Source organism: Streptomyces sp. NPDC088707, from assembly GCF_044752725.1.
Classification (GTDB): Bacteria; Actinomycetota; Actinomycetes; order Streptomycetales; family Streptomycetaceae; genus Streptomyces.
Window position 1 is genome coordinate 1 of the sequence record NZ_JBIVLV010000016.1, and the last position, 22,733, is coordinate 22,733.

The window sequence follows — 22,733 nt, forward strand, 5'->3', positions numbered from 1 at the left end:
CGGAGAACGCTGCTCACGTGTCCCTCGGTGCCCTGGGGCGCACGGGGGTGTGTGAGAGGCAGGGGGTGGGTTCAGGCTTGTTGGGGGTGGCCAGCATCGCCTTCGACGACCAGGCGATCGATGCCGGGCTGTTCGGCGCGTTCGACGATGGTGACATCGATCTGTCCGTCGCCGGTGGTGTCGAACTGGTACAGGTCGGCTGTGCCGTCACCTGTGGTGTCGGTCATCCATACGTCGGGCTTGCCGTCACCGTTGGTATCGGCGCTGAGGATGACATGGTGCTCATCGCCCTGAGTCTCGATCGCTTCTTCGGTGTGCGCTGAGGTGTCCATGACCGCCGAATGCCCCAGAGTGAAAGACGGAAACGAGCACGGGTCAAGACGGCTTTAGACGACGGGAGGGGGGCCGCTTCGTGGGGGCTGCGCACACGGGCGGCGCGGCGGGGGGCGGGGCTTTCGCTGCGCCCCCCGCCCCTGGCGGACTCTTCTGATGGTGTATGCGGCTGCTGGCGCGGGCCTGGCTGGCTGGTTGGCTGCAGAGGTGGGTGCCGGGGGTGGTTATTCGATGTGTCCGGTGGTTGGGTCCACCTGCTTCAAGAAGTCCCGAGCTGACGACTGTAGTTCCGGCTCGCTCAATGCTCTGGCCGGCTGCACGGCCGAAGTGAAGCCGTATCCGGGGTTGGGGCCTGACAGCCAGGTGAAGTCGTATGTACCCAACTCGTCGGGTCGCTCGGTGACCTCGAACGCTTCCCCGTCGACCATCAGTGTCAACCGCCGTGTGCTGCGTCTGTCCATGACTGGCCAGTATGCCGGGGTCCTGCCATCGCTCGTTCGTGTCGGTGTCTCAGGGGCGTGCGTTCCGAGCTGATGCAGCATGTAACCTTGGAGAAATTCAGCAACACCCTCAGAGTGCTGCGAGTAAGGCTTTACGATGCTTGTCTACACATATCTTCCCTATGAGCCGGCTCGCCTCGATGTGCTGGGTAAAGCGACGGGCCCGGACCTGAACCAGGTCATGGAGCGCGTACGTCTCGCTGCGATACGCGAGAGTCTCGCGAGCGCTGGGCCGGATGAACCACACGCCCTGAGCGAGGCTTGGATCGCCTTCTCCCAGCACAGCCAATGGCGGCGGATCGCTCGTGTGATAGCTGAGCAGCGGATGTCTGTGTACGAGCCCTCGGAAGACCGGCGCGCAGTCCGCTACGAAGAAGAGCGCCTGCAGCGCCTTGAGAAGGACTGTGCCGACGCCGGGCAGACCGATGGTCAGGACCCCGTCGAAAGGCTCAGGCACCGCGTCTACCGGATCGCAGCACGCCCGGATGGTCGCGGTGTGCTCACTGGAGAACGACCCGGTCCGGGGCTCGCTGGGGTCGCACCACCACGAACCCGATCCAGCTCGCCCTGTGGGCCGGGGAGGACGAACGGGCGCAGCATCTCGCCTGGCAGATCGGACACGACGTCATAGGGCTTGGGGAGCACGGTTGGTGAAGCGGCTGCTGAAGATACGGGGTCTGAGCGGTAGGGCGGCCCGTCCGCAGTGTGCTGAGGACGGTCTGGAGAGGGGTGGGTGGCTGTGTCGGACAACGCAGGAGTCTCGTACGAGGACTGCTCGGTCTACGTGGATGCCACGGACAGCTCGACGGTCATCTCCTGGCTGAAGCAGCGTCTCGGCCCCGGTGAGGAGGGCCGCGGCCTGGTGATGGGGCCGCTGCGGGTGAGCAGCGCCTGCAATGACTACTCCACGGGCAGGAAGGCGCGCCCTTTCGAGTTCCTCGAGTGGCCGACCGTGCTGGAGTGCGAAGCGCCGGCGGGAGTGGAGCCCGGTGCGGTGGTGGCCGCGGTCACGGCTGTGCTGGAGATGCTGTGGTGTGGGGGGTGGAAGGCTGTGGCGGCGTGTGACTTCGAGGACGAACTGCCGGCCCACGGGGGCAGGGATTGCTACCCCCTGCAGTCCCCCGCAGAGGGCCTGCCGCATGCAAGAACGGGCCGATGGCGAAGCCTGCTGGTGCGGAGTGGGAAAAGGAAGAGGAAATCGGTGTGATTCAGCTCCGGGAACACCAAGTGGACCAGAAATCGGCCTTTCGTAGATGGGTGGGATTTCCTGAAAGATCATTTGTGCCTGCGGAAGGGGCGCGGGCCATGGGGGTGTCCGCGACAGGGTCCGGGAAGACGATCACAGCCGCTGCGAGTGCCCTGGAGTGCTTCCCCGAGGGCCGGATCCTCGTCATGGTGCCCACCCTGGATCTGATCGTGCAGAGTGCCCAGTCCTGGCGGCGGGTCGGGCACCGGGCGTTGATGGTTGCGGTCTGCTCGGTGGACAAGGACGAGGTCCTGGAGCAGCTCGGAGTGCGCACCACGACCAATCCGATCCAGCTCGCCCTGTGGGCTGGAACCGGTCCGGTGGTCGTGTTTGCTACGTACGCCTCTCTCGTGGACCGTGAGGACCCTGCCGGTGTGTCTGGCCGTGGGACTGTTCGGGGGCCGTTGGAGGCGGCTCTGGTGGGCGGGGAGCGGTTGTACGGGCAGCGCATGGCGTCGTTCGACCTGGCCATTCTGGACGAGGGGCACATGACCGCGGGGGATGTGGGGCGGCCGTGGGCGGCGATCCACGACAACAGCCGGTTCCCTGTCGACTTCCGGCTCTACCTCACCGCCACCCCGCGGATCCTGGCCGCGCCCCGGCCGCAGCGGGGTCGGGACGGGCGGGAGGTGGTGATCGCGTCGATGGAGGACGACTCCCCCACGTACGGCACCCGGATTTTCGATCTTGGTCTGGCGGAGGCGGTGGAACGCTCGATCCTCGCCGGTTTCGAGATCGACGTGCTCGAGATCCGTGACCCCGACCCGATCCTCGGCCTGTCCGAGGACGCGCTGCGCGGCCGGCGCATGGCCATGCTCCAGGCCGCACTGCTTGAGCACGCGGCGCAGCGGAATCTGCACACCACCATGGTGTTCCACCAGCGGGTCGAGGAAGCCGCGGCGTTCGCCGGGCAGATGCCGGCGACCGCCGCCGAGCTGTACACCGCTGAGGCCTCCGCGGCGGCGCTGGCCGGTGCGGAGGAGCTGCCCGCGTCATCGATCGACGCCGAGCTGTACGAGCTCGAGGACGGCCGCCACGTACCACCGGACCGGGCCTGGGCGGACTGGCTGTGCGGGGACCATCCCATCGCGCACCGGCGTGCGGTGATCCAGCGGTTCGCCAACGGCATCGACGCCGAGGGCCGGCGGGTGCACCGGGCGTTCCTGTCCTCCGTGCGCGCCCTCGGAGTCGGGGTCGACATCACCGGGCTGCGCGGGGTCGAGGCCGTGTGCATCGTCGGCTCCCGCAGCTCCCAGGTCGACATCGTCCAGAACATCGGGCGCGCCCTGCGGCCCAACCCGGACGGCACGGTGAAGACGGCGCGGATCATCATCCCCGTCTTCCTCCAGCCCGGGGAAGACCCCAAGGACATGGTCGCCTCCGCCAGCTACCAGCCCCTCGTCGACATCCTCCAGGCCCTGCGCTCGCACTCGGAACGCATGGTCGACCAGCTCGCCTCCCGCGCCCTCACCCGCAGCACCGAACGCCGGCGCCTCCACGTCCACCCCTCCCCCGCCCCCGCGGCCGGCCCGCAAAACGGGGACGTGCCCGAGGAGGCCAGCGAGGCGCAGCAGGAGGTCGACCGGGTCACCTCTATCGTGGTCAACTTCGCCTCTCCCCGCGACGCCGCCGACATCGCCGCCCTCACCCGCTGCCGTGTCATCCGGCCCCAGTCCCTCGTCTGGCTCGAGGGCTACCAGGCCCTGGTCAGGTGGCGGGCCGAGAACGGGATCACCGGGCTGCACGCCGTTCCCTACGACGTCGAGACCGAGGTCGGGACTACGACAGCGTTCCCGCTTGGGCGATGGGTCCACCAACAGCGGAAATCGCTGCGGGCCGGAGAGCTCGACCCCCACCGCAAAGAGCTCCTCGACGAGGCCGGGATGGTCTGGGAGCCCGGCGACGAAGCATGGGAAACCAAACTCGCCGCGTTCCGCTCCTACCGGCGAGCCACCGGACACCTCGCACCCCGACAGAGCGCCGTCTGGGGCGAAGGCACGGCAGACGGGGAGCAGCTAGCTGTCGGACAACTCCTCGCCAACCTCCGCCGCAAAGACGGCCTCGGGAAGGATGCAGAGCGGGCCGCAGCGCGCGCGGAGCAGCTGGCGGAGATCGACCCGGACTGGAACTGCCCCTGGCCACTCGACTGGCAACGCCACCACCGCGTTCTGGCGGACCTCGTCGACGCCGACGGCCACCTGCCCGACATCCAACCCGGCGTGACCTTCGACGGCGACGACATCGGACGATGGCTCCAGCAGCAGCGCAAACCAGGCTCTTGGACGCGGTTGTCGAGCGAGCAGCAGGAGCGGCTGTCCACGCTGGGCATCAAGCCGCTCGAGGCGCCGTCTGCTGCCCCGGCGGCCGGGCGGGCGGCAAAGGGTTCGGGCAAGGCGCAGCAGGCGTTCCAGCGCGGACTGGCGGCGCTCGCACAGTGGGTCGAGCGGGAGGGCGCGGACCGCTCGGTACCAAGGGGCCACGGCGAAGAGATCGCGGTCGACGGCGAGACAGAACCAGTCGTCGTCAAGCTAGGTGTGTGGGTATCGAACACCCGCGCGAGGCGGGACAAACTCACCCAGGAGCAACTGGACGCGCTGCGGGAGCTCGGCGTGCAGTGGGCCTGACGGAGGCAGCCGCTGGGCCCGGCAGGCGCATCGTACTGCTGCCGCTCTTCCCTCAGCGCTGGGGCGGGCCCAACCGGACCCGCCCTGCAGGGCGGGCCCTCAGGCCAGGGCAGCGTAGAGGCCGGGCTGGGCAGGAGTAACGGATTCCGGGCCTAGATGTCGGTAGCTGGGCGAAGGACAACAAACGGGCCGGCTGCCGTGATCGCGCGAACGACTGCGCGTGCACACCCGGTTTGGTACACGAGGGGTCCAAAGAGGATTACTCGCCGCTACGCTGAGCCGGTGGATCAAGAGCTTCCCACTGCAGACGAATCGGTCACCAGCCGGGAGCAGGATGCGGTGCGCCTGCTACTGCTCATCGATGGTGCGTGCGAGAGCGTCAGCGAGCCTGAGCTTGCCGATCCGGGGCTCGCTGAGGCTGTGGGCGTGGTCCGGACCCAGGTTCGGCTGCAGAAGCTGGATTTCTGGCTGCGCAATCCGGACTACCTCGCCAACGAGCTGCTCACGGAGTACGAGAAGAGCGGCGAGGTGCCCCTGCTGAAGCTGGCGGGCTCGATCTTGAACTCCGAGGAACCGGAAGTACGGCGCTACCCGATGCTGCGCCACCACTTCGGCGCCTACGAGCCCTTGGACGACGCCCTGGCGGTGCTGCGCAGCGCCGGACTGGTGGCCCGTCGCCGGCGCGGCACCGTCAACCGGGTCCGCCAGCACGACTACTTCCTCCTGGAACCGGGTCGCGTGGTGGCCCGTGAGGTAATCCGGGAGGCGCCGGACTTCCGCTACTACGTCGACCGTGCGCGGTTGGTGCTGGCGCTGGCCGACGGGCTGGGCGGCAGCGAGTTGAAGAAGCGGCAATACCTGCAGCGGGAATACGCCGAGGCGGTGCGGGGCGAACGGATCGGTTCGGTCGCCGTCCGTGCGCGGGTGCGGCTGGGGAAGCTACAGGGGCAGGCACGGGCGAAGGGAATTCGGGTGGGGGAAGATGGCTGAGGACGACTATGTCCTGCTGGAGTCGCGGATCGCGGCGCAGGCAGGCGTAGCGGTGGAGAATGTTCGGTCGGTGTTCGCGGGGTACGGCCTGCCGCTGGTCAGTCCTCCTGCCAGGTCCCGGACGCTGCGGCTGCACCGTCTGCGGATCGCCGGGGTACGGACGGGGACGGTGCACCCTGGGCCGTTCGACACCGAGATGCGGTTCTCCGAAGGGCTGACCGGCCTGGTGGCGTCGAACCTGCGGGGGAAGACCAGCGTTCTGGAACTGGTGACGTGGTGCCTGCGGGGGTCCCCGCGGGAGCCGACCGGGGTGCGCCACTGGCTGCGTGAGCTCGACCTTGACGTCGTGGTGGCGGGCAATCCGATGGGCTTCCGCTTGGACCTGGCCGACGAGGAGATCTCCTCCGCCGTCGTCCTGTCCGGACCCGAGATCACGGCGCTGGAATCCGTGCGCACGCCGGACAGAGCGCGCGAGATTGTGCCGGTGCTGCGCGCGTCGGGGTCGGACAGCTACTCCGAGCAGGTGCAGGCCCTGATGATGGACCGACTGGACCTGCACCCGCTGGTCAACAGCTTCCAGCAGACCGGGACCCAGACCCACGGCTGGCCGGTCTACTTCGGGGCGGTCTACCTGCCAGCGGGCCGGGACAAGGCGCTGCTCGGTGACGTGGTCACCGGCGGGTTGCCGGGCCGGCTCCTGCAGGTGTTCTTGGACCTGCCCGCCGCCGCCGCGCTGACCCGGGTCAAGACCGCCTCGGACGTACTGACCGCCAAGCGCAAGGCCCGGCTCGCCGCCGACAAGACCGCCCGGGACCAGCGCACCGGCGAACGGAAAAAGATCACGGATGATCTGGCGAAGGCGAAGGCGCAGCTCGCCCTGCTGACATCGGCAGAGCCGGGCGAGCAGGAGACCCTGACCGAGCTTGCGGCCCGCGCCGTCCAACTGGCCCGCGGCATCGCAGACGCCCAGGACTCCTGGGAGGAACTGATGCAGGCGCACCGCCGGGCCCGAGCCCAGCGCCAGCACGACGCGAAGCTCGTCAATGACGTCACCGAGAGCGCCACCGCCCGGCTTCTCTTCCACGGGCTGGACCCGAAGGCCTGCCCGCGGTGCGACCAGCCGATCGCGGGGGACCGACGCCGGCAGGAGCGCGATTCCCATGCCTGCGCGGTGTGCGCCCGGCCGGTGCACGGTGACGACGACACTCCTCAGGAGGTCCTCGACGAGGCCCGCCAGCGGCTGGAGGAGAGCACGGCGGACGAGAAGACCGCCAAGAAGGCCCTCGAAGCAGCCGAGGCCGGGCTGGCGCGCCTGACGGAAGAACTGGACCTGGCTCAGGCGCAGTTGCGCCGTGCGGAGTTCGCGGTCCAGGTACCGGCCAGGGCCAAGGCCCAGGAAGACGTGCTGCGCCTGGAGGGCGCCCTGAGCGTGTTCCCCGAGCTTCCGCCCCTGCCGGACGACCCGATCGAGGCCGAGGCCCTGAAGGTGCTCAAGGCTGGCACGAAGATCCTGGAGGATGACCACCAGACGGCCGCCGAGTCGCTCTTCGCCGACATCAACCGGGAGATCGCCGATCTCGGCCGGCGCTTCGGCATCGACTCCCTGGAGTCGGTGAAGATCAACCGCGCCGCCCACCTGGACGTGACGAAAGGCGGCGACCGGCCCAAGCCCTTCGGAGAGCAGAGCCCCGGCGAACGGCTGCGCTTGCGCATCGCGGTCGTGATCGCCCTGCTCCGCGTGGGCGCCGCCCATAACGTGTCCACCCACCCGGGCCTGCTGCTCATCGACAGTCCCAAGGCGGAAGAAGTCCAGGACCTCGATATCCGCAGGCTGCTGGGTGAGCTGTCCGAACTGGCCGCTCACAATCACCTGCAGGTCCTGATCACCACAAGGGACTTCGACCTGGCCCACGACGTCCTGCCGAAGCAGAACATCATCGAAGCGCCGGAAGGCAAGCCGTTGTGGTGAAGGACCGCAAGCTTCCGGCAGGAGGGCGGCCATGACGCAGCTGGCGGACCGGCTGGACGCACTGGCAGCCTCTGGACAACCGGTCACCTTCCACGCGGTCGGCCTGACGCAGGACGTCGTCGTCGCCGAGATCACAGAGGTGGCCGCCGGCCCCTGCGCGCCCTTGCTGGCCGAGGCTGTCGCCGCCGTGTTCGACCAGACCGACCCGGTGTGGGCGCAAGCGGCTGGCCTGTTTCCCGCAGGGTTCGCTGGCCAGGGCAGTCTGCTGGCCCTGACCGAGGCCCTGGAGACCCTGCTGGGCAGCAGTGCCGCCACAACGGCCCTGGCCGGGCCGCTGAACACGGTGCTGCTGGACGGTCTGGCCGACGCCATCGCCCGCGTGCCGCTGCTGGCCGCAGCCCGCCTGGAAGGCGCCGTACGGCTGGCAGCCGCCAACGCTGTCCGCCCCTACCGGGTGTGGGAGGCCCTCGAAGAGCTGCCCGGTGACGGCCCCGAGGACTTCACCGAGCGCCTGCCGAGGATCCTGGGTGTCGCCCTGGACTGCTGGGCCCAGCAGGAAGCCACGGTCAGTGCAACCGTGCGTAACTTGTTGGAGCAGCTGTCCGTCGATGAGGCTGCCGATGTCGATGCGCTGTTCGAGCTGGGTTGCGACCGGCTGCGGAGCGCGCTGTCCTCACACGACCTCGTCGACGTCAGCGGCCGGATGACGGAGGCCAGGCGCTTCTTCTCGGCGGCGCAGGCAGCCGAGGAGGCCCGGGATGACGCGGCCGTGTACGTGGCTGTGTGCGATGCGGTGCTGGGATTCACCGCGGGCAACACCCCCCAGGTGGCCGAGGCGGCAGACTGCATCGAACAGGCCCTGGAACGCCGAGCCGCATGGCTGCACGGCACCCACCAGCCCGCATGGCTGCAGCCGCGACGCTCCGCGGAGATCGCCTGGGGGCGACTCCTTCTCCAACTCCGGTCGGCCGCACAGACCCTGACGGCGCCCGTGCGGATGGACCAGTGGCAGGCCCTAGACGCGGTGCTCGCCGCCTACCGCGCCACCCGGACCATTCACCCGGTCGGGACCAGCGGCGATGTCACCGGGCTGGCCGCCCTGATCGAGCCGGCCATCGAAGACGGCTTCCTGCGCGAGCAGTCCTTCCTCAACGCCCTCCGGCACGCCGCAGCACACCCGCAGGACTACCCCGGACCGCTGTTCGACGCGGAAACGGCCGCCGTCGTCATCGCACGGATCGACGCCCGGGAGACCACCACCGACCCCGCCAGGGAGCCCGCGGGCGAGGACGAGGAAGAACCCCGACGAGCAGCTGCCTCCGAGCGACTGCACCGCATCGCCCCCACCCTGGTCCTCAAGCTCGGCAGCCACCGCGCGCTCAGCATCGCCGATGGCCTCGACGATGACGCACTCGCCGCTGTTGAAGGCCTTGCCTACAACGGCGATGTCGCCCGGCTGAAGGCCTCCGACCCGCTGATCGTGCCGCTTCTGGACCGCTTCATCAGGGAACTCTCCGGCCACGCAGAGTTCACCGGCGATGTCCGCCAAACCTTCAGCGCCTTGGTTGAGCAGACGCTGTTGTTCCTCAAGAGCCGCTCCGACCTGACGCGCACCAGCCTCTTCGGAGCCGGTAAGAAGGACGATCCGCCGTACGATTACCGCCGCAAACCGCCGAAGGGCCACAGGAAGGCTGCCGAAGCCGACCTGCAACGCGACTTCCACGGCTGGCTACAGGCCGGGCCGCTGCACAACATCGTCTTCGTCGAGCCGACTGACATGGGAATGGGCCGCGCCGACGTCCTGGTCCACTTCGGCTCACTGCGCTACCTCACCGAGATGAAGCAGGACAGCGACGACAACACCCGCGCCCACATCGAGGCCAAGTACCTCGCGCAGGAAGCCGAATACACCAACACCAACGCACCGTTCGGGCAGCTACTCGTCCTCGACCTCACACCGAAGAGCGGCACCGGAGGGACCCGCCGGATCGACGAACTCACCTGGCTGACCACCCACCGGCCCCAAGGCGCCCACACGGACCGCCGCGTACTGGCCGGCATCGTCACAGGCAACCGCCTCACCCCCTCCGCCTACTCCAAGTAACAACACGCCGTAAGGAGTCGCGTGTCGCTTCCGGGCACGCTGGGAGTTGCCCCTACGGCCGGGGAGACGACGTGGTCGTACCTGTCCCGAGTTGCTGGGCGCTACGGCATGGATCCCGGCGCGCTGCTGCCCTGGTAGACCTGGTCAGGTTTCCGGCCGCGGGACGAGGCCGGTCCGCGCGAGGACACCGAGGTTCTGCTGAACCCGTCCGGCCGACAGTTGCTAGCCCGACTGGGCGGGGCCGACGAGCAAGTGCTGGCGCGGGCGCTGCCCGCGTTTGACAACTGGCCGCAGCCGACCCTTTCCGGCACGCCGGGTGGCCCCGGTAGGGCTGGGCCGGACACAGCGGCAGGCCGGTGGAGGGTCGCGTCGGCTGGGGAGTACGGGCCGGTGGCGTACGGGTGCCGACTGTGCACAGCCGCCCGCACCAGAGAGGACACGGTGGTGGTGAGGTACGTGGCACCGTGGCAGCGGGTCTGCACCCGCCACCGGCGGTGGATGCTCACCTGCGGGGACGGGCACCGGCACCGCAACCTCGACCTGCGGGCAAGCCCGGAGGTTGCCGCGGCGCAGCGGGGCTGGCCGAAGGTCGCCCGGACCGCGGCCGCGGCCGGCGCCGATCCGGGGCGGGTGTTCGCTCTCGCCCACGCGGTGGTGTGTGCGTGGTGGGAGCAGGCCCTGGGGTGGGAGCGGGAGCGGATCTGGCCGGCCCGGCTGCATGCGGACGCCGGAGGTGACGCGGGACCGCGGTTTTGGTGGTGGCGAGTGGTCGCCCGCGACGCGGTGACGTTCCCACCCTCGCCGCCGTGCTACTCGACCCCGGGGTGCAGGAACGGATCTGGGACGATCACGGGCGCGACGGACCGGTACGCCCCTTCCGGCCGGACGGGGCTTTCTTCCGCAAACTCGCAGTACGGCTGGAGCGGCCCTGGCTGGCCAAGTGTGAACAGGCTGCGGAGCGTGGGCTGGTGCTGGAAGGCCCACTGCATGCCGGACCGCTGCTGGACTGCATGGGCGCGTTCACCCGCATCCGGCGCGGACAGCAGCACTCCAAAGGGTACGGGCTGGATCCGTGGTGGCTGCGCGCGGAGCACCGCCCCGCCTCGGCCCGGGTTCAACTGCGCGCCTTGGCTGAACGAGTTGCGGCCGCACGCCGCGCCGGTGAGGACCGCGCTGCCCGGCCCGGTGGCGGTACGTTTGCGGCCCGTCGGCTGTTCCGCGACCCGGGACGGGCGCGGGACCACTGCGTACTACCGCGCCCGGTGACCGTACTGGGCCCGGCGTGGCTGGCGGAGCGGGCTCTCACTGCCCCGTGGGCGGAGCCGCAGCCGGCACAGCGACGGCCCGGGCTGCGGCATGGATCACGCGTTCATACTCCTCGTCGCCCAGGAGGATCGGGAGGCCGAGCATGGTGGCTCAGCAACTGCGACCTCTTCGGGCGCGTCGTCGCCGTGCCGCCGGTACAGCGCCCTTCCCCGGGTAACCGGGGTGAAGATCATGCGGCCGGATGCGCGCCCGGGTCGGTGACGTCATCGGCGGGGCGAGGCGCTGCGCGCTGTGGAGATTGGCTGATTTCGGCGGTTCGCGCGTGTGGGCGCGCTTGACTGGAGCGCATGATCAACGAGCATCACCCGCCGGCCGCCGGCAGCACTGCCTTGCCCGCATCGCCATGGCAGAGCGCGGGAGCGCAAGGTGGTGCGCGGGCCGCAGTGGAGACAGGTCCTCAGGTATCCGGTCCGGCAGACGGAGGATGCGACCAGTCGCCGCTCGTGGCGCTCCGAAAGCCGGCTGGCGCATCCGGGGACTTCGCCGGGCTGCCGGGCGAACTGCCGGATGCTGAGACGACCGCGGATTTACCGGTCGGGATCGGCGACCGGCTGGAAGCTCGGTTCGTTGACCAGGCAGGAACCGAGCAGCGGACGTTGTGGCTGGAGGCCGCGCCTGGTGTCTGCTTGGAGGAGTGCGTCCCGGTGCGGAGGTTCCCGGTGCGCCACGGCAAGCGGATGGCGCCGGGGTGGTGGTGGTCGGCGACCAACGGACGGCTGGTGCACTACGCGTCCGGGGTCATGCGGACCCAGGTGATGCTGCTGGACTGGGATCCTTCGGTCGTGGCCATTGCGTGCCGCCCGGTGGAACTCGCCTGGTCTGAGCGTGGCGGGGGCTGGGTGCGGCATGCACCGCATCTGATGGCCCGGCTCGCGGACGGCAGGGGTCTGCTTGCGGACTGCGCAGGGCACGGCGACATCTCTCCGCGCCTGGCCTGTCGGGCGGCGGTGATGGAGGCTGCCACCGCGGCGGTGGGGTGGCAGTACCGGGTTCTGCGGCCCCCGGATCCGGTTCTGGCGGCCAACCTGCGCTGGCTGGCCGGGTACCGGCACCCCCGCTATAAGGGCGGAAAACTGGCCAGGCGCGCGGCCGAGGCATTCCGGCGGCCGCGGCCCCTGATCGAGGGGGTGCATGAACTCGGCGACCCGATCCAGGTCTTCCCGGTGGTCTTCCACGCATTGTGGCACGGTGACTTGTCGGCTCCACTCGGCGTGCCCCTGCACGAGCGGGTGACCGTGACGGCGGTTGCCCGAGGGCGGGGGCAGGGATGAGCGGCACGGTACTGAAGCCGGGAGCTCAGGTGCGCTTCGCGAAGCGGACCTGGACGGTCGTCATGCTGGAAGGCCTGTCCGTAAAGCTGATCGACGCGGACAACTCCGTCGCCACGGTCCTGGTGAACTACCTCTTCGCCGACCCCGACTTCGAAGTGGTGGGCGCCCCGCGGCGCAGCGTGCCGCCGTTCGGGCTCCTGGAGGAACTGCCGGAGCACGTGCGCGAGCAGGCGTACGCCTGGGAGCGGCACGTGCGCGAGGTGGAGACCGGGTACCCCGTTCCGGGACAGGACCAGGTGCCGCGGGCCGAGTACGATCCGGCCCGGCGCACCATGGCGGAGCGGGAGGAGGCCAAGGCCGCCGAGCTGACGGCGGCCGGGCAGACGGCCAGTGCGGTAACGGTGCGGCGGATGCGGGCTCGCTACCGGGAGCACGGCCTGTGGGGGCTGGTGGACGGCCGGGCCGCCCGCCGCCGCTCACCGGTGGGACGCGCCGACGAGCGGGTGGTCGCCGCGATCGAGCAAGCACTGCAGGCGCAGCGGAAACGGTCGACCGGGACGCTGAGCCGGCTGCGGCGCACCGTCGGCTGGATCCTGGAAGACACCCACGGCGTGGGGGTGGTGAAGGTACCGCCAGCCTCGACGTTCAACCGGCTGGTGCACGCCCTCGCCGACCGCCAGGGACTGCTGGGGACGGCGGCACAGCGGCGCCGTCATTCCTCACGGCCGGCTCCGCCGTTCACCCCGACGGTGGCGTTGCGGCCCGGTGAGCTGGTGATGCTGGACAGCACGCCTTTGGACGTGATGGTGGTCCTGGCCGACGGGGTGGTGGGTAAGGCCGAGCTGACGATCGCGCTGGACGTGGCGACGCGCAGTATCTGTGCGACCGTTCTGCGGCCGATGGGCACAGGGTCGGTGGACGCGGCGATTCTGCTGGCGCAGATGGTGACGCCCCTGCGGATGCGCCCTGGGTGGCAAGAGGCGCTGGCGACGTCGCGGTCGGTCATCCCCTACGAACGGCTGGTGTCTCTAGACGCGCGGCTGGAGGGGGCGGCGGCCCGTCCGGTGATCATGCCGGAGACGGTGGTCGTCGACCAGGGCCAGGTGTTCGTCTCCGCCTCGTTCGTCGCGGCGTGCGACAGCCTGGGGGTGTCGGTGCAGCCGGCGCCTCCGGCCAACGGCCCGGCCAAGGGAAATGTTGAGCGGATGTTCCGCACCATCGGCGACCGGTTCTCCCAGTACATGGCCGGTTACACCGGCTCCGACGTCACTCAGCGCGGCTCTCACGTCGAGGACGAGGCGTGCTGGACGCTGCCGCAGATGCAGGATCTGCTGGACGAGTGGCTGGTCGCAGACTGGCAGCACCGTCGGCACGCATCCCTGCGTCATCCTCTGGCCCCGAAGCTCGCGGTGTCGCCGAACGAGATGTGGGCCGCGCTGGTCGGCGTGACCGGCTATGTGCCGGTGCTGCTCAGCGAAGACGACTACGTCGAGCTCATGCCGGTCAAGCGGCTGGGCATCAACGATTACGGCATCCGCTTCGACTACCGCACCTACGACCACGAGGTCCTCAACCCGCACCGCGGGTTCCAGTCGACGGCCCCGGACGGTATGTGGGAGGTGCACCACAACCCTTATGACCCCCAGCAGATCTGGGTGCGGCTGCCCGGCGGCTGGGAGGAGGTGCCCTGGATCCACAAGGAGCGGGTAAGCCTGCCCTTCACCGACTTCACCTGGCGGCACATCCGCGCGACCGTCGAGCGCCGCGGCGACCGCGACGAGCACGAGCAACAGCTCGCCCAGGCCCTGGACCGCCTCCTGCGGCGGGCCGGCAACGGGGAGGGCACCCGCCGCGAGCGGACTGTCGCGGCACGCGCCAGCGCCGCAGCGTCCCTCGCCGGGCCCGCCCCAAACCGACAGGAGCCGCCCGACCCCCTCACCGCCCCGACCCTCTCCTACGGCCTGGTCGGCGCCTTCACCCCAGCAAGCCTGGATGAGCCCGACGACGAAGAGTTCGAGGACGGCTGGGACGAGGACGAAGACCCGCTCGGCACATCAGACGATGCCGGCGGCGGCGCCGACGGGGACGGACAGCCATCCGGGCGGGCCGCAGTCCCCCGCCCGTCGCGGATCTACGACGCCCGCCAGGAGGCAACCCAGTGGTAGCAGTCCCCGAAGCCGGTCCCGTCCCGGACGAGGAGCAGCAGATGGCGGCCTATGCGCCGCCGACCACGCGGGAGGGCTGGCAGCAGTTCGTCGGCACTCCCCCGCTGAAGCCCCCGCCCACCGGGGACGAGGACTGGTCGCTTGAGGAACGCCTGGACTACCACTCCCGGTTCGTCGTCCTGACCACCCCGGCGATGGAGCGCATCTCGCTGTCGGTGCGGCGGCTTATGCTCCTCAACCGCCGCCAACAGGGCACCGCGCGCCGCGGGCTGATCGTGTCCGGGCCGCCCACTACCGGCAAGACCACCACCCTGCTGGAAATGGGCCGTACCTTCGAACTCGCCGAGCAGCGCCGCCACCCCGGCCGCACCGACCGCCTGCCCGTGGTGTTCCTGGCGGTGCCGCCCGCCTCCACTCCCAAGATGCTGGTATCGGAGTTCGCCCGGTTCCTCGGCATCCCCATCGCGGCCCGGATGAACCAGGCGCAGATCACCGACGCCGTCTGCCACCTGCTGTGCCAGCTGGGCACCACGCTGGTCCTCGTCGACGACGTCCACCTGCTCGACACCCGCACCCGGGCCGGCGCGGAGACCTCCGACCAGATGAAGCACCTCGGCGAGAGAATCCCGGCGACGTTCGTCTACGCAGGCGTCGATGTCGAGGCATCCCCCCTGCTCAACGGGCCGCGCGGCGCACAGTTGGCAGGCCGCTTCACCCTGGTCCGCAACACCGCACTGTCCCGCGGCACAGCCGAACAGCGCGCGACCTGGCTGGACCTGGTCACCGACATGGAAAACGCCCTGCACCTGCGCCACCACACTGGGGGCACTCTGGCCCGGCACGCCGACTACCTCCACCAGCGCACCGGCGGCGTCATGGGCAGCCTCTCCCACCTCATCCGTCAAGCCGCCCTCACCGCCCTCCTCGACGGCAGCGAAAAGATCACCAAACGGCTCCTGGCCGGCATCCAGCTCGACATCCGCGCGGAGCAGCAAGCCCGCCCGCCCCGAAAACGCCTCCCGCGCCCCCGCAACAACGGCACTGGATCCTGACGAGGCAGACCAGCGGTGAAGACCACCAGCCCTTTGATGGAAGCTGCCGTCAGGGATCATTCGCAGCCACCACAGCGCGAGCAGAACGAACTACCCCTGCACAGACCGCCTTCGGGCGCGGTGCGTGTCGCTCCGCTGAACGGCGAGACGACGCTGTCGTTCATGAGCAGAGTCGCCTCCCGGTACAGGCTCACGGCCAAAGAGCTCATCGGCGCCCTCGTGGACGTGGGACGGCGGCCCAACCTGTTCACGGTGCGGCCCGACGGCGAAGTGGTCTTCAACGCCGAGACACGGGCGGTGGTCGCCGCTTACTGCCGCATGCCCGAAGAACACCTGCACCGTGCCCTGCCGGCCTGGGGCAGGGACGTTCCTTCGAGCAGGCTCGGCAGCGGGCCGGCCGCCTGGGTCCGCACCGCAGCCACGATCCCGCCGACCGGCCCCGGATGCCGGGCCTGCACCGCGACCGCCACACGAGGCCAGGAAGAAGCACGCCGCTACCTGCTGCCGCACGGCCGGGTATGCGTCAAGCACCAGTGCTGGATGCTAGAAGCACCCGTCGTCGACGGGACAGCGGCCGTCCCCGGGCAGCTGGACCTGCGGTATGTGCCGCAGATCGGGGCGGCCCAGCGCCGTCATGTACGGCTGCTGCGGCGCTCTGCGCACGCTGGCGAAGCATTCACCGTGGCGCAGGCAATCATGGCTTCGTGGTGGGACGAGCCCTGGCCGGAAGAGATCCTCTGGCCTGACCGGCTGCGGCTGATGGCACCCGGCAACGACCTCGCTTGGCGTGCAGCAGCGCGGGATGCGGTGACCTATCCCGAAGCCGTCACGCTGGCCGCAGCCCTCGCCGACCCGAGCCTGCAGCAGCGGCTACTCGATGACGCGGGGCAGCATCAGCCGCACGCGCTCGCCGATGTCCCCAGCCTCGTGGGCGAACTGGCTCGGCGTCTTGAGCGGCCATGGATCGCCGGTCGCCTCAGCGCCCTCACGACAGGCCCGCTGAACGCCTGGGTACGCGCCTGCGTACGCACCCACGCCGGGCACAAGCCGAAGACACGCAGCATGTGGCACGTCTCCCCGCCCCACCGGCCCGCACCGATCACCCGGCTCCTGGCCGAAACCCGGCCCGTAGACGAAGCGCCCGGAAAAACGGAGTCGGCAGGGGCGCCGGCCCCAGACGTGGCTGAGACCGCCAAGGGGTTCGCGCGCGGCGTGCGCCACGCCCGTGCCTACGCCACCGAGCACGGCCACCTCTGCATTCCTTACCGGTACGAAAAGGACGGGTTCCAACTCGGCCTGTGGCTGTCCAACCAGCGCGCAGCAGGCCCCCAGCTCTCCCCCGAGCGCAGCCAGGCCCTGGCCGCTCTTGACCCGTGGTGGAATCCTGCGTGGAGCACGCTGTGGCAGCGCATCTATCTGCGCGCACGACGGCTGCTGGACTCAGGCACCGACATCAGACCCGAGCAGGGCTTCCCGGGCACCAGCGAGAATCTCGGCACCTGGCTGTACCGGCAGTGCCAGGTCTACAGCAGTCTCCACCCCCAGCAGCGCAGACTACTGGCGCAGATCGGCATCAATGCTGAAGCCGCCCGCCACGCACTGCCGCGGCGTCGCAACCTCGCCGAGGCCCGAGACCAGGGCCTGACCAACGCGCGCGCCTACTGGAAGGAGCACGGGCACCTTTGTGCGAGCGCTACTGATACGTACGCCGACTTCCCCATCGGCCAGTGGCTGACCAACCACCGCGTACGCGCCCGACGCGGCATTCTCGATCCCGCCCTCACGCAGCAGCTGGACGCAATGGATCCGTGGTGGGCACCGCCCTGGCCCTCCGACTGGCAGCGAGCCTGCTACACGGTGCGCGATCTCGTCCGCGCCGGCCACCCCCTCGACCCCGGAAGCGCCTTCACTGCCTTCGACGACGAGCTCGGTCAATGGCTATACACCCAATGTGTGTCCTACTCCGGCTTGGCAGTGGAACAGCGCCGACAGCTCGCGACCATCGGACTGACTGAGCAGACTGTCCAAACCGCCCGCCCCAACCCCGCCACCCACAGGCCGTCCCTGCAGACCGGTCTCCACTACGCCCGCTCCTACGCGGCACTGCACGGCGACCTCAACACATCGCCCTCCGACCGGCACGAGGGCTTCCCCGTCGGAAAATGGCTGGCCCGCCAGCGGCACCAGGCCAGCCTTCACACCGCCAAGTTCGCCACACCCTACCCAGCCGACTCGCTCCTGGCAGCCGTCGACCCGTGGTGGAACCCCCCGTGGAAAGGGGACTGGCAGATCAACCACCGCGCCGCCCGCAAACTCGTCGAAGACGGTCTCAGGCTCCTCCCCGACCAAGGATTCCCCGGCACCCCCGACTGGACTGGGCAGTGGCTCTACACCCAGTGCATCGCCTACCAGAACCTCCACCCGGGGCAGCAACACAGGCTCACGCAACTCGGCATCACCGCCACCAATGCCCCCACCGCACGGCCCCGTCGCGTCACCCAGCAATCCTCATTCGACACCGGCCTGGACCACGCCCGCTCCTACGCTGCCCAACACGGACACCTCGCCGTGCCCAAAAGCGCGAACCACCACGGCTACCGGCTGGGGACATGGCTCGCTCACCAACGCAAACGGGCCGCCAACGGCCGACTCCCCCACCACCGCGCCGAGGCCCTCGACGTCCTTGACTCATGGTGGAACCCACCCTGGGGCCTACCATGGCAAATCACCTACCATGCCGTCAGAAACGAGATCCACGGCCACGCTCTGAACGCAGCCGCAGGCTTCCCCGGACTCCCTCCAGCCTCCACCAGATGGCTGCTCACCCAGTGCATCAACTATGACGACCTCCACCCGGGCCAGCAGGAACTCCTGACCGGCCTCGGCATAACACCCCAGGACGCACACGCCGCCCGCCCCCAGCAGGAAACACGCACGCGCCGCAGAACCGGCGCCAGCCGGTCGCGCCCCACAACCGTCTCCTCATCCATCGACGGCGGCCTGCCCTACGCCCGCTCCTACGCACACACTCACGGCGGACTCGGCACCGCCCACTACACCACCGAACACAACGGATTCCCCCTGGGCTGGTGGCTGTACGAGCAGCGCAAACGCGCCGTCGCCCACCTACGCCGCACCGGCCAACCCTGGCCCCACGACAGACAGCTCACCACACTCGACCCGTGGTGGAACCCACTCTGGCGGGCCTCCTGGAACTACAGCTACCACCAAGCCCACACCCGCCACAACGCCGGCGTGCTCCTCCCCAACCAGACCATCCGATGGATTCGCACCCAGCAGCAAGCCTGGAACCAGCTCCACCCCCACCAACAACACCTCCTGACCACCCTCGGCGTCCACCAATCCACCCCCTTGATCAGCTACAACAGCCGCCCGACGAAAATGACCGGCCAACCAATAGAACTGACCAACGGACCTACCGCCACCCCGAGGCAGGAAACACACAGCTCACAGACCCCGCCCAGCCCGAGCCCGCAAGCAACGTCAAGCCCCTCGCCAACGCAGAGCACACCGCTAGGCCCAACCAGCCAACTGATCAGACCAGCTCAACACCCCGGACACTGATCAGATCGAACGAGCCGCGACAGCCGCCCTCGCCGGGCTGGGCATGGAGTGGGCGGGCGTGGTGCCGGCCGTCGAAGCTGCCCCGGAGTCGCCGGCCCCGCAGCCCGCGCCGGCGGCGGCTCCGACCAGGCGGCGGGTGCGGGAGCATCACGAGGAGTGCGACGGGGAGCTGTACGAGGGCGGGAACTGCACCTGCGACCTCATCGAGCGGCTCGGGCCGCCCTCCGATCGGGAGGGCTACGGGGACGACTTCTGAACGCTCCCCCCACCGCACGAGACCTCGGGCCCGCGCAGGGCCCAGGGTCTCGTGCGCTCGGCGCTGCACCACGGTGGTGCAACAGCGGTCTTCGGTAGACGGTCCGGCGGACGCTTCATTAGGACGCGAAGGGTGCTGGCCCCAGTCCTGCAACGCCGACTTCAGTGTCGCCGCTTGTCGCCATGAACTCGCTCTCACGGCCATCGGGCAGGCGGAGCACTCCCGGGTCCGCGTCGAAGAGGTCAACGTGGCTTTCTGGATCTGCCAGGGTGATGCTTCCGGCCCAGGTACTGTCCCGGTCGGACTTCCTGTTGTCGCTCCGGAGCGGGTCGTAGCGCAGAACAAGGGATGCCGTGACCGCGACTTCGCGACCGTCTGGCATGACGACGACGGCAGGGCCCGCATACCGCTGACGGCCATCGCCAGGGTGGAAGGGCGCTCGAGGATCCATGCCGGGAGGCTAGCGCGCAGCACGTGGACCTCCTAACCTCCCCCGGGGATTCCGAGATCGGACGACTGTGCTCTGCGGGAGACGTCGTCCTGGCTGCCCATCAGGAACTGCGCCCTGCGGGAGGGGTTCTTACCGTGGTGGTGGGGCGGCGGACAGGACCGTCGCTCCTTGCCGGTCGGCGCCGGTCCCTCTCTCCCCCTCCCGGGGGGGCCGACCCCGCCGTGAAGCCGGTCGGGCGTCCCGTTCACAGCCTGGCGTCTGCGGCGGTGGGCCGGGCGTGGCTAGCGGCCTCCCATGAGGAAGAGGGCCGAGGCGGGGTGGGCCAGGTTCTTCGCCAGCTTCTCGGTGCCGGCCGCGACGGCCCGGAGCTCCGCGGCGGTCGTGGCCGCCTCGGTCTGCGGGTCGCCCTGTTCGATCGTGATCCGGTCCTGAGACGCCAGCATCTCCAGGACGTCGGCGGTCTGCTCGAATGCCTGCGGGAGGCGGTCGACCAGTGACTTCAGCGCCTGGGTCGCTTCCGACAGAGCAGGCGCCGACAGGGCGTGCGCGTCGTCCAGGAGCACACGGTTGTACTCCTCGATCAGGTCCCGGGCCTGCCGGGCCAGCTTCGCCGGATCCGTCTTCGCCGCCATGTCCTCGCTCCTCACCGTTGGGTGGTGCTCAATGTTCCAGAACCGGTGCCAGCGGCAGATGCGGCCACAGCAGCTTGAGGTCGCGGGCGACCCGCTCGGCCAGGACGTCGGGGTCGCCTGCGGTCCACTGGTGAGCTGTCCCGATGGCGTTCGCGGCCTTCGTCCTGGAGGAGCTTGCGCCGGGAAACGAGCCGGCCTGGGCGCGGGCGGTGAAGGTCACCGGGCCAGGCGGGCGGGGCAGAAACAGCAGCGGGTGGTGCGGGGTGAAGCCGAAGTGGCCCAGGCGGGCGGCGGGCTCTTCGTCGAAGAGCTGCGGCTCGGTCCACAGGCCGACGGTGACGACGAGCCAGGTGTGCGGCCGGTCCGGGTCTTCGCAGAGCCACAGGTCGAACGTGCCGACCAGGAGGTTCTCCTCCCACTTCCAGACCTTCGCCCGCGGATCGAGAGCGTCGGCACCGTCCCGGCGCAACGGCATCAGGGCGCGCTCGAACGGGGCGATCAGATCGTCGTAGGCCGTCCGCACGGCGGTGCTCGCGGCCTGGTCGACCGTGTACTCACGGTCCGGCGTGACCTCCCACTTCAGGCCGTCGGGCAGCTGGGTGGTCAGGTACTGGCGCAGCGGGCCAAGAGCTTGCGGGAGGCCGTCCGTGTCGCGTCGGGCATGCTCGGCTGCGGGCAGGCGGACCCACCAGGCGTAGTACGGCGTGCCGTCCGGGTAGGTGTCGGTGTCGACGCAGTGTTCGTACACGCAGCCCAGCGAGGCCGCGAGCTCTGTCATCGCCCCCTGGGTGCGCCCGTCCAGGTCCGGATGCTCGCCGGCGAGCTGCGATGGGTCCTGGGCCTCAAGGCGCCACACCACCCACTCAAAGTCGTCCCAGTCCGTCACGCGCACCCCAGTTCAGCGGTGCACCCCGTGCTGTACCCGGCCAACGTCCCGCTCCCCTGCTTCGCCCTGCTCCGACACCCCAGTACATCAAGGCCGACCAGGCGGGCGGGAACGTATCGCGGCATCCGGCCCGGACGAGCGACGCACAAAGCCGGCTGCACCCGGCGCACCGGTTCAGTCGGCGTCCGGGTCGTATCCGAGGCTCTGAAGGGAGTGGAGCAGGTCAGGACGGGGTGGTCGATGTGGTGGTGCTCGATGTCGACGCCGTACGAGCCGCCCACGCCTCCCAGACGTGGCGGGCCGAGGCGGGGGCGGTGCAGGGCGGGCCGCTCCGGGTAGGCGAGAGGCCGCGCGGGTGGAGGCGGGGGCGATCCGCTCGGCCTCCGCGATCGGGTCGAGTACGGCGGCCGCCCGGCCGGAACGGCGGACCGCACTGCCCCGGAGCAGTCAGACCTAACGCGCAGCCCGGTACGGAGGCGCCGGAACGACTCCGCTGGTGGGATCGGTGAAATCGGCCGTGACGACTTCGACAGTGGGCGACACCCCGCGCCACCGGTAGCCGTTGCAACTGGTGTCGATGCCGATGTTCTCACCCAACGTCAGGCCGGTCTCACGGTGGAAACGGGCGTACTGCTCACTGGGACGGTACCGGAAGCAGGGCCGACCGCTGTACTCGAAGGGGGCGGACTGCTGGGGGATGACGAACGCACCATGCCGTGCGAGGGTGGATGCACGGTCGATGACGTGGAATTCGAACCGGTCGCCCCGATAGCGGGGCCCGGACCCGTGGCGCTCGACTCGGGGGCCGAAGGGCGGGTTCGCGATGGCGGTGTCGAACTCGCCCAAACTCAGTTCTTCGGCGTCCATGGTCAGCACGTCGGCAACGATCCACCGGGCCTCGGGCATGAGCTTGCGGCCCACGGCGACGTAGTCAGGGTTCTTCTCCACGCACACGATCTCGCGGGGCGGGAGACCCTCCCACCGGCGGCTACAGAGCTCACGGGCAGCGTAGGCGAGTCGGCCCACACCGGCGCACAGGTCGATAATCCGGGTGCCGACCACATGGAACCGGAGGTCGGACGCGAGGGGCAGCGGTGTGAAGTGGGCTCCGTCGAGCTTGTTCGTGACGCTACTGGACTCCTGCCAGTGCTCGGCAACGGTGTCCTTCTCGTCCTCGGTGAGGTCGCGGGCGAGGGCGACGAGTCGGCGGGCCTCGCGGTGCGCCTTCTGCTCTTCGCGGGTCATGGTCACGATGGAGCTCCTCAGAGTCTTTGTGAATTCAGTTCGCGGTCGGTTGCCACCACCGACCAACAAGACAACTATACCACACATTCATCACTCCC

Annotated in this window: 15 protein-coding genes; 10 read left to right on the top strand and 5 right to left on the bottom strand. The window is 69.6% G+C overall.

Annotated features, from left to right (window positions below):
- Positions 1-71: 71 nt before the first annotated feature.
- Positions 72-332 carry a hypothetical protein gene (locus ACIP84_RS34855; RefSeq protein WP_401803543.1) on the bottom strand — a complete coding sequence of 87 codons (261 nt, stop codon included), beginning with the start codon at positions 330-332 and terminating at the stop codon, positions 72-74.
- Between the two features lie 571 nt (positions 333-903).
- A complete protein-coding gene (locus ACIP84_RS34860) occupies positions 904-1,290 on the bottom strand; it encodes a hypothetical protein (RefSeq protein ID WP_401803545.1) in 387 nt (128 codons plus the stop codon).
- Positions 1,291-1,566: 276 nt separating this feature from the next.
- Between ACIP84_RS34860 and ACIP84_RS34865 the strand changes: the two genes are divergently transcribed.
- The 10 genes from ACIP84_RS34865 to ACIP84_RS34910 all read left to right on the top strand — a co-directional run bounded on the left by ACIP84_RS34865 (position 1,567) and on the right by ACIP84_RS34910 (position 19,421).
- Entirely contained in the window at positions 1,567-2,040 is a 474-nt protein-coding gene (locus tag ACIP84_RS34865) for a hypothetical protein (protein ID WP_401803548.1), read from the top strand.
- On the top strand, positions 1,989-4,703 hold the full coding sequence (locus tag ACIP84_RS34870; protein WP_401803551.1) for a Helicase associated domain protein: 2,715 nt from the start codon (positions 1,989-1,991) through the stop codon (positions 4,701-4,703). Before ACIP84_RS34865 ends, ACIP84_RS34870 begins: the two co-directional genes overlap by 52 nt.
- 282 nt (positions 4,704-4,985) lie before the next feature.
- Positions 4,986-5,693 (top strand): hypothetical protein, encoded by a 708-nt coding sequence (locus ACIP84_RS34875; protein ID WP_401803554.1) that lies wholly within the window; start codon positions 4,986-4,988, stop codon positions 5,691-5,693.
- Positions 5,686-7,662: a hypothetical protein gene (locus ACIP84_RS34880; protein WP_401803557.1), complete on the top strand. Its 1,977-nt coding sequence runs from the start codon at positions 5,686-5,688 to the stop codon at positions 7,660-7,662. The genes ACIP84_RS34875 and ACIP84_RS34880 overlap by 8 nt, the downstream gene beginning before the upstream one ends.
- A 31-nt stretch (positions 7,663-7,693) precedes the next feature.
- Entirely contained in the window at positions 7,694-9,766 is a 2,073-nt protein-coding gene (locus tag ACIP84_RS34885; protein ID WP_401803558.1) for a hypothetical protein, read from the top strand.
- A gap of 1,613 nt (positions 9,767-11,379) precedes the next feature.
- Entirely contained in the window at positions 11,380-12,363 is a 984-nt protein-coding gene (locus ACIP84_RS34890) for a TnsA-like heteromeric transposase endonuclease subunit (protein WP_401803561.1), read from the top strand.
- Positions 12,360-14,528 (top strand): transposase, encoded by a 2,169-nt coding sequence (locus ACIP84_RS34895; RefSeq protein ID WP_401803562.1) that lies wholly within the window; start codon positions 12,360-12,362, stop codon positions 14,526-14,528. Before ACIP84_RS34890 ends, ACIP84_RS34895 begins: the two co-directional genes overlap by 4 nt.
- 41 nt (positions 14,529-14,569) lie before the next feature.
- Positions 14,570-15,580: a TniB family NTP-binding protein gene (locus tag ACIP84_RS34900; protein ID WP_401803909.1), complete on the top strand. Its 1,011-nt coding sequence runs from the start codon at positions 14,570-14,572 to the stop codon at positions 15,578-15,580.
- A gap of 15 nt (positions 15,581-15,595) precedes the next feature.
- Positions 15,596-19,165 (top strand): helicase associated domain-containing protein, encoded by a 3,570-nt coding sequence (locus ACIP84_RS34905; RefSeq protein ID WP_401803563.1) that lies wholly within the window; start codon positions 15,596-15,598, stop codon positions 19,163-19,165.
- A 58-nt stretch (positions 19,166-19,223) separates the two neighbouring features.
- Entirely contained in the window at positions 19,224-19,421 is a 198-nt protein-coding gene (locus ACIP84_RS34910) for a hypothetical protein (RefSeq protein WP_401803565.1), read from the top strand.
- A gap of 732 nt (positions 19,422-20,153) precedes the next feature.
- On the opposite strand, the gene ACIP84_RS34915 is transcribed toward ACIP84_RS34910, so the two are convergent.
- The 3 genes from ACIP84_RS34915 to ACIP84_RS34925 all read right to left on the bottom strand — a co-directional run bounded on the left by ACIP84_RS34915 (position 20,154) and on the right by ACIP84_RS34925 (position 22,641).
- Entirely contained in the window at positions 20,154-20,504 is a 351-nt protein-coding gene (locus ACIP84_RS34915) for a hypothetical protein (RefSeq protein ID WP_401803568.1), read from the bottom strand.
- A gap of 28 nt (positions 20,505-20,532) precedes the next feature.
- Complete coding sequence (locus ACIP84_RS34920) at positions 20,533-21,390, bottom strand: hypothetical protein (protein ID WP_401803571.1); 858 nt, start codon at positions 21,388-21,390, stop codon at positions 20,533-20,535.
- Positions 21,391-21,843: 453 nt separating this feature from the next.
- Entirely contained in the window at positions 21,844-22,641 is a 798-nt protein-coding gene (locus tag ACIP84_RS34925) for a methyltransferase (protein WP_401803573.1), read from the bottom strand.
- Positions 22,642-22,733: the final 92 nt, after the last annotated feature.